The organism is Streptomyces sp. NPDC054872, assembly GCF_053610705.1.
In genome coordinates, this window is the sequence record NZ_JBSGYY010000081.1 from 1 (window position 1) to 7,240 (window position 7,240).

A 7,240-nucleotide genomic window follows, 5' to 3' on the forward strand; every position below is an offset into this window, starting at 1 on the left:
CAGGGGGGACCCTGTGGGAGAGTAGGACGCCGCCGAACTATTATTAACGGGAAACCCCCGCACCCTCTGGGTGCGGGGGTTTTCTGCGTTCAGGGTCGAGTTGTTTCAGGGGCGAGTTAGGGTCGGGTCATGCGTTACGACCTGGTCGTCTTCGACAACGACGGTGTTCTCGTGGACAGCGAACCGCTTTCCAACACCATTCTGGCCGCCTATCTGACCGAGCTCGGCCACCCCACCACGTACGAGGACTCCCTCCGTGACTACATGGGTGCCGCGGTCCACCGGGTACACGACCTCGTTCTTGAGCGCAGTGGAGAGAGGCTGCCCGCAGATTTCGACGTGACCTTCCACGCTCGCGTATTCGACGCCTTCGAGCGGGAGCTGGAGCCTGTGCCGGGGGCCGTCGACGTACTGGAGAAGCTGGTGGCCGGCGGGGTGCCGTACTGCCTTGCCTCGTCCGGGAGCCATGAGCGGATTCGCGTCGGTCATCGGCGGACCGGACTCGACCGGTGGTTCGATGACGAGCGGATCTTCAGCTCCGAGGACGTGGGGCGGGGGAAGCCGGCGCCCGATCTCTTTCTGTATGCCGCCGAGCGGATGGGGGTGGCGCCCGAGAAGTGCGTGGTGGTGGAGGACAGCCCGTTGGGGGTGACGGCCGCTGTGGCGGCCGGCATGGACGTGTTCGGGTTCACCGCCATGACGCCGGCCGAGCGGCTTTCGGGGGCCACCGAACTGTTCGGGGACATGGGGCAGTTGGCTGACCTACTCGTATGACGCGGGCCGTGGGTGTGGCCCGACATGTGTCATCGCCGGGGAATTGGGTGGGTGATCTATCTACCCACCGGTAGTCAGGGGTCCTACGCTCTGCTGCCATGACGGATGAGCTGCGGCGCGGCAGGGCCTCTTTGGCGTTCAGCTTCCTGGTGCAGGGTGTCACCTTCGCGTTGCTGGTGACGCGGATCCCCGCCATTCAGGATCGGTACGGGATATCCGACGGCCTGTTGCCGGTGTTCCTCGCCGCGGTGCCGATCCTCGCGGGTGTCGGCAGCGTCGGCACGGAATGGCTGGTCAAGAGGGTGGCGCCGAGCCGTGTGCTGCGGTGGGCGCAGCCCGTGGTGCTCCTGGCGCTACTCGGGGTCGGCGCGGGCGACGCTCTGTGGCAAGTGGCGGTCGCGCTGGGGGCCTTCGGGCTCTCGGTGGGGGCGCTCGACGCGTCCATGAACATGCTCGGGGTGAGTCTTCAGCGGTCGTACGGGCGCAGCATCATGCTGGGGTTTCACGCGGCGTACAGCTTGGGCGGGATCGTGGGGGCGTCGATCGCGTGGGCGGGGGCGCACTGGGATCTGTCGCTCTTCGTCTCGTATCTGCCGGTGGTCGTGGTGCTGCTGCCGGGGGCGCTCGTGGGGAGCCGTTGGTACGTCGATGCCAAGGCCGTAGGGGGTGCGGATGGCGCGGGGGAGGGGAAGGGCGGCGGCCCGGTCGTCTTCAAGCTGCTCCTGCCGCTCTGTCTGGTGATGACCTTCGCGTACATCGGGGATTCGACGGTCTCCAACTGGAGTGCGAAGTATCTGCAGGACGTGCTGGGGAGTTCGGAGGAGGTCGCGACGGTCCCTTACAACGTCTACATGGTCATGACCCTGCTGGGGCGGGGCCTGGGGGATCTGGGCGTGCGGCGGTTCGGGGCCGTGGCGGTGGTGCGGGCGGGGTCGGTGGTGGGCGCTCTCGGGTTCGCGGTCGTGGCGGTGGCGCCCGGGGCGTGGGTCGGGATTCTCGGCTTCACGGTGCTCGGGCTCGGGCTGTGCGTGATCGTGCCGCAGACCTTCGCCGCGGCGGGGAGGCTCTTCCCCGGGGCGTCGGACGCCGCTGTCGCGCGGCTCAACATCTTCAACTACGTGGGGTTTCTGATCGGTTCACCGCTGGTGGGTGCGCTGGGGGATGCCTGGAACTACCGCGTGGCGATGCTCGTTCCCATGGTGTTGGTGCTCGTGACCTTGTTCTATGCCCGGTCATTCGCCCCCGGAGCGGACCGATACGGTGACGGGCATGAGCGGCCACGCACAGCTGATGTGGGACGAGGCAGTAACGGGCTATGACTTCGGTCCCGAGCACCCCATGGACCCGGTCCGGCTCGCGCTGACCAGAAGCCTGGTCGGTGCCTTCGGGCTCGACCGCGAGCTGGAGGTGGTCGCGGCCAAGCGTGCCGGTGACTCGACGTTGCGGCTCGTGCATCGCGAGGACTATGTAGAGGCGGTCAAGGCCGCGTCCGCCGATCCGGCGTCTGCGGACGGCAGCTATGGCCTCGGGACCCCGGATGATCCCGCCTTCGCGGGGATGCACGAGGTGTCGGCGCTGATCGCGGGGCAGTCGGTCGGTGCGGCCGAGGCGGTGTGGCGCGGGGAAGCGCTGCACGCGGTGAACTTCGCGGGTGGGCTGCATCATGCGATGCCGGGGTCCGCATCGGGGTTCTGTATCTACAACGACGCGTCGTTGGCGATCGCCAGGTTGCTGGAGCTGGGTGCGGAGCGGGTCGCGTACGTGGATGTGGACGTGCACCACGGGGACGGGGTGCAGGCGTCCTTCTGGGACGATCCGCGGGTCCTCACGATCTCGATGCACGAGCATCCGCGGACGTTGTTCCCGCAGACGGGGTGGCCCGAGGAGACGGGTGCGGCCTCCGTGGCGGAGGGGTCGGCCGTCAACGTCGCGCTGCCGGCGGGCACGGGGGACGCGGGGTGGGTGCGGGCGTTCCACGCCGTGGTGCCCGAGCTGTTGGCGGAGTTCAGGCCGCAGGTGCTGGTGACGCAGCACGGGGCTGACACGCACTTCGAGGATCCGCTGGCTCATCTCGCTGTTTCGCTCGATGCGCAGCGGGCTGTGCAGGTGGCCTGCCATGAGTTGGCACACGCGTACGCCGATGGGCGGTGGGTCGCGCTGGGTGGGGGCGGGTACGCCGTGGTGGATGTGGTGCCCCGGTCCTGGACCCATCTGACCGCCATCGCCGCGGGGCGGGAGGTGCTGCCCTCGGCGGAGATTCCCGAGGCCTGGCGGCAGGAAGTCTTCGCGCGTACCCGGCAGTTGGCGCCTTCGCGGATGAGTGATGGGCGGTGGCCCGTCTCCTGGGCGGACTGGTCCGAGGGGTATGACCCCGCGGATCGGCTCGACCAGGCCGTGCTTGCTGCTCGCCGCTCGGCGTTTCCGCTGCGGGGGTTGTTGCCGTAGGGCCCGGTACGGGGCGTCTGTAGTGTGCCCGCGTTAGCCCAACTGTGGGGGGTTTCCGGGGTTTTGGGGGTGCCGGGGTGTTCTCTGCGGCACGCTCGCAGCGTGTTGAGCACCGGAGCGTTGCGTGCGCATCTGTTGGCCGCCCGATTGGCCGGGCCCGTGGCCACCACGCGGGAGGAGAGCCTGCGGAGTTATCGGCTTTTCGCTGCCCGGGACCCGCGGATACTGCTCGGCCTCGACCCCGAGTGGAGTTGGGGGCCCGGTGACCTGCTGGGCCTCATGGCCGACAGGTGCGGGGTGTCCGCCGACCCGCGGCACACCTCGGGGGTCGATGTCATCGACCCGGAGCGGACGTTGGTGGCGCTGGACGCCTTCGCCGAGAGGCTCGCGGAGGCGGTGCGAGGGCGGCTTCCCGTGCTCTTCGGGACAGGACATCCGCACCGGCTCCTCGGTTTCTACGCCGCCCTGGCGGACGCTTTGTCGGCGGCCGGGTGCACCGTCCTCACCCCCGCGAAGGGCAGCAGTGTCGACATAACGACCCGGTTCGGCCTACGCACGTACAACCTTGACTACGTACAAGGAGTCGCGCTGGTGCGGGAACCCGGCGCGCGTCCCACCGGGAGTGAGACCGGCGCACACACCCATTCCCCGCTCCCGGTTCGAGCCGCTCTCGCGGCCGCGGCGGAGGCCGACGGATCGCTTCCAGAGCTCGTGATCGGTGACCACGGATGGGTCTGCGGGGCAGGTCAGCTGGGGTTTGAGGCGATCGGTCTGGCGGATACGGATGATCCCGCGCTGTTCGTCGGAGAGGCGGAGGGGCGGGTGTCCGTCGTCGTTCCGCTTGATGACGCTGTGCGGTCTGATTACTACCGACCGCTTACACGCTATGTACTCAATCGAGCGTGTCTGTCACAGTAGGCGGCCGATCGCTACTCCTCTTCCCCACTCGCATCATCCGCCCCTAGTCTGGGGAGTGAGCGCGCAGCGACGAAGCGTCACCGGAAGGGGAAGCCGGTGCCCGTCATGTGCGGAAGGTTCAGGTGGGGTGTCATGGCTGATAACCAGAGGCCGCTGAACGAGGTTCAGTTTCTGACCGTGGCGGAAGTCGCCTCGGTGATGCGAGTGTCCAAGATGACCGTGTACCGCTTGGTGCACAGCGGTCATCTGCCCGCCATCCGGGTCGGAAGGTCCTTCCGGGTTCCGGAGCAGGCGGTTCACGAGTACCTCCGCGAGTCCTACGTAGGGGTCGAGGCGGGCTGACCGGAGCCGGTCGATCCCCCTCGATTACGCCCCTCACCCGGAGGCGGGTAGGCTAGGGCCGACGTAGGTCGTGTGGGCCCAGTCAGCTGCCCCGCACCGAGTGAAGAGAAGTGAGCGAGGGTAGTCGTGGGCTCTGTTATCAAGAAGCGGCGTAAGCGGATGGCCAAGAAGAAGCACCGCAAGCTGCTGAAGCGCACCCGCGTTCAGCGTCGCAACAAGAAGTAAGCGACAGCTGCACAACGCGTACCGAAGCCCTCCCGTCATCCGACGGGAGGGCTTCGGTGTTTCTCCGGCGTCCTCCGGGGGCACCCGCCGGAGCGTCTTCCGGCCGGTTTTCCGGCTGCGGCGGGCCGCCCGGGGGCTTGTTTCGTGCGTACGCCCTGGGCAGGATGTGCGTCCCGACCCCGCGTACGTCCTGGTCTGGGCATAGGGCCAGGTCCGTGCGCTGGTGTTGTGGCTGTCGTCACTTCCTGCATCGGGCGGTCATCACAGCGCAACATCGACCCGCTAGCGTGTGCCGGGAGAGACATGATGGGGCGCGGCAGGACTTCGAGGGCTGGGGAAGGCAGGCGCTGATCTTGGGCAAGGTCGTGCTGGTGACCGGGGTGGCCCGTCAACTGGGCGGGCGGTTCGTCCGACGCGTGCTCCGGGACCCCGAGGTCGACCGGGTGGTCGCCGTGGACGCGGTCCCTCCCGAGCACCATCTGGGCGGCGCCGACTTCGTCCAGGCCGACATACGGCAGCCCGCGATCGCCAAGGTGCTCGCCGAGTTCTCCGTCGACACCGTCGTGCACATGGACGTCACGGGCACCGCGCTGGCCGGCGGCAACCGCGGCTCGCTCAAGGAAACGAACGTCATCGGCACCATGCAGCTGCTCGGCGCCTGCCAGAAGTCGCCGACGGTCAAGCGGCTCGTGGTGAAGTCGAGCACCAACGTGTACGGGTCCGCGCCGCGTGACCCCGCGGTCTTCACCGAGACGACGCCGCCGAAGTCGCTGCCGAGCGGCGGCTTCGCCAAGGACACTGTCGAAGTCGAGGGGTACGTACGCGGATTCGCGCGCCGCCGGCCGGACGTCGCGGTCTGCGTGCTGCGGTTCGCGAACATCCTGGGTCCCGCCGCGGACTCCCCGCTCGCCGAGTACTTCTCGCTGCCGGTCCTGCCGACCGTCTTCGGCTACGACCCGCGGCTGCAGTTCGTGCACGAGGACGACGCGATCGAGGTCCTGCGCCTCGGCGCGCGCGAGCCGGAGCGCGGGACGCTCAACAGCGGCACGTTCAACATCGCGGGTGACGGCCTGCTGCTGCTCTCGCAGTGCTCGCGGCGCCTGGGGCGTCCGACGCTCCCGGTGTTCATGCCCGCGATCACCTGGGTCGGTCAGGCACTGCGCACACTGGGCGCCACCGACTTCTCGCCCGAGCAGATCAGGCTGCTCACGCACGGCCGGGTCGTCGCCACCCGGCAGATGCGCGAGACACTGGGCTTCAGCCCCAAGTACACGACCGCGGAGACCTTCGCGGACTTCGTACGCAGTCGGGGTCCGGGTCTGATGCCGCCGCAGGCTGTCGCGGGGGCCATCGACCGGATCGCCACGCTGCCCTTCGCGGGCAACCAGAGCGCCAACTGAGGAGAGCGTCAACGATGGCGGACGCCAAGGTCATTCCGTTCGACGACGACCGGTCGCGCGCGGGTGCGCAGCGCCCGCCCCGGCGCAGAGGAACGGTCCGGCGCAAGAACGATCCGGCAGCCGTGCGTGAGGTCACGGCCATGCCCGGCCGGCAGGACGGAGAGTCGCAGGTGGAGCCGCCCGAGCCGGAGCCCTCGCGCCAGGAGGCGTCCGGCACCGCGCCCGGGGCCGGACCGGAGCCGCGGGGCGGTGGCGGTGGCCTTGAGCGGCGTATCGCGGGTGGCCTCGCGTTCCTGCGCAGGCGGCTCACGGGTGAGTACGAGGTCGACGACTTCGGCTACGACGAGGAGCTCACCGACCAGGTCCTGATGTCCCTGGTGCGACCGCTGTACGAGAAGTACTTCCGCGTCGAGGTGAAGGGCATCGAGAACATCCCGTCGGACGGCGGGGCGCTGATCGTGTCCAACCACTCCGGGACGCTGCCGCTCGACGGCCTGATGATGCAGGTCGCGGTGCACGACAACCACCCCGAGGGGCGGCATCTGCGGCTGCTCGCGGCGGACCTGGTCTTCATGCTGCCGGTGGTCAACGAACTGGCGCGCAAGGCGGGCCACACGCTGGCATGCGCCGAGGACGCCGAGCGGCTGCTCGAGCGGGGCGAGCTGGTCGGGGTGATGCCGGAGGGCTTCAAGGGCATCGGGAAGCCGTTCAGCGAGCGCTACAAGCTGCAGCGGTTCGGGCGGGGCGGGTTCGTGTCCACCGCGCTGCGGGCCGGGACCCCGATCGTCCCCTGCTCGATCGTGGGGGCGGAGGAGATCTACCCGATGATCGGCAACGCGAAGACGCTGGCGCGGGTGCTCGGTTTCCCCTACTTCCCGATCACGCCCACATTTCCGTGGCTCGGGCCGCTGGGGGCGTTGCCGCTGCCGACGAAGTGGACGATCCAGTTCGGGGAGCCGATCCCGACGGACGGGTATCCGCCGGAGGCCGCCGAGGATCCGATGCTGATGTTCAACCTGACCGATCAGGTCCGGGAGCAGATCCAGCACACGTTGTACAAGCTGCTTGTGCAGCGGCGGTCTGTCTTCTTCTGACGTGAACGCCGGACGGGCTGGACCCCTTCGTGGGGTCCAGCC

8 protein-coding genes are annotated in these 7,240 nt (G+C 68.8%); all 8 read left to right on the plus strand.

The window, feature by feature from the left end:
* Positions 1-129: 129 nt before the first annotated feature.
* The 8 genes from ACWGIH_RS43210 to ACWGIH_RS43245 all read left to right on the plus strand — a co-directional run bounded on the left by ACWGIH_RS43210 (position 130) and on the right by ACWGIH_RS43245 (position 7,198).
* Positions 130-774 carry an HAD family hydrolase gene (locus ACWGIH_RS43210; RefSeq protein ID WP_453452736.1) on the plus strand — a complete coding sequence of 215 codons (645 nt, stop codon included), beginning with the start codon at positions 130-132 and terminating at the stop codon, positions 772-774.
* Positions 775-872: 98 nt separating this feature from the next.
* Positions 873-2,093, plus strand: coding sequence for an MFS transporter (locus ACWGIH_RS43215; RefSeq protein ID WP_453452737.1), 1,221 nt, complete (start codon positions 873-875; stop codon positions 2,091-2,093).
* Positions 2,044-3,219 (plus strand): acetoin utilization protein AcuC, encoded by a 1,176-nt coding sequence (locus tag ACWGIH_RS43220; protein ID WP_453452739.1) that lies wholly within the window; start codon positions 2,044-2,046, stop codon positions 3,217-3,219. Before ACWGIH_RS43215 ends, ACWGIH_RS43220 begins: the two co-directional genes overlap by 50 nt.
* A gap of 102 nt (positions 3,220-3,321) precedes the next feature.
* On the plus strand, positions 3,322-4,137 hold the full coding sequence (locus tag ACWGIH_RS43225) for a phosphatase (protein WP_453452741.1): 816 nt from the start codon (positions 3,322-3,324) through the stop codon (positions 4,135-4,137).
* A 132-nt stretch (positions 4,138-4,269) separates the two neighbouring features.
* Positions 4,270-4,479, plus strand: coding sequence for a helix-turn-helix domain-containing protein (locus tag ACWGIH_RS43230; RefSeq protein WP_157996488.1), 210 nt, complete (start codon positions 4,270-4,272; stop codon positions 4,477-4,479).
* A gap of 126 nt (positions 4,480-4,605) precedes the next feature.
* On the plus strand, positions 4,606-4,704 hold the full coding sequence (locus ACWGIH_RS43235) for a 30S ribosomal protein bS22 (protein WP_003948845.1): 99 nt from the start codon (positions 4,606-4,608) through the stop codon (positions 4,702-4,704).
* Between the two features lie 353 nt (positions 4,705-5,057).
* On the plus strand, positions 5,058-6,104 hold the full coding sequence (locus ACWGIH_RS43240; RefSeq protein WP_453452743.1) for an NAD-dependent epimerase/dehydratase family protein: 1,047 nt from the start codon (positions 5,058-5,060) through the stop codon (positions 6,102-6,104).
* Positions 6,105-6,118: 14 nt separating this feature from the next.
* Positions 6,119-7,198 (plus strand): lysophospholipid acyltransferase family protein, encoded by a 1,080-nt coding sequence (locus ACWGIH_RS43245; protein WP_453452745.1) that lies wholly within the window; start codon positions 6,119-6,121, stop codon positions 7,196-7,198.
* Positions 7,199-7,240 lie beyond the last annotated feature (42 nt).

Coding starts and splice junctions, on each gene's coding strand:
- ACWGIH_RS43210 (WP_453452736.1), top strand. CDS start 130: ATGCGTTACGACCTGGTCGTCTTCGACAACGACGGTGTTCTCGTGGAC.
- ACWGIH_RS43215 (WP_453452737.1), top strand. CDS start 873: ATGACGGATGAGCTGCGGCGCGGCAGGGCCTCTTTGGCGTTCAGCTTC.
- ACWGIH_RS43220 (WP_453452739.1), top strand. CDS start 2,044: ATGAGCGGCCACGCACAGCTGATGTGGGACGAGGCAGTAACGGGCTAT.
- ACWGIH_RS43230 (WP_157996488.1), top strand. CDS start 4,270: ATGGCTGATAACCAGAGGCCGCTGAACGAGGTTCAGTTTCTGACCGTG.
- ACWGIH_RS43245 (WP_453452745.1), top strand. CDS start 6,119: ATGGCGGACGCCAAGGTCATTCCGTTCGACGACGACCGGTCGCGCGCG.